Raw genomic sequence first — 265 nt, 5'->3', positions numbered from 1 at the left:
GTACATTCCCCTTGCGTGCGGCGGTACCGATAATCAACACGTCGCTCACGTCCGAACCCAGCATATTCAATTGACTGTAAACAACTGACCTGCCATGAAAAGTGGGTGCGGGCGAACCATCCAGTATCGCTTGCAACGTTGTGTAGGCAGTTTCGCTTATTTCACTGCGCATTCGGGCGATATGGGTTTGCAAGCGCAACGTATCTTTGTTGGACGCAATCGTGAGCTGGCGTACCTGTGGCGCCGTAGCGGGTGTTTCAAACAC

At 52.8% G+C, this 265-nt stretch carries 1 protein-coding gene; it reads right to left on the bottom strand.

The features are described 5' to 3' along the window. The coding region (locus SB816_RS32435) for a dermonecrotic toxin domain-containing protein (RefSeq protein ID WP_410548303.1) at positions 1–265 on the bottom strand (265 nt) is incomplete at both ends.

The organism is Achromobacter sp. SIMBA_011 (genome assembly GCF_046535435.1).
Taxonomy (GTDB): domain Bacteria; phylum Pseudomonadota; class Gammaproteobacteria; order Burkholderiales; family Burkholderiaceae_B; genus Achromobacter; species Achromobacter dolens.
Note: the sequence above shows the minus strand (reverse complement) of the source record. Positions and strands in the feature narration are given on the sequence as shown.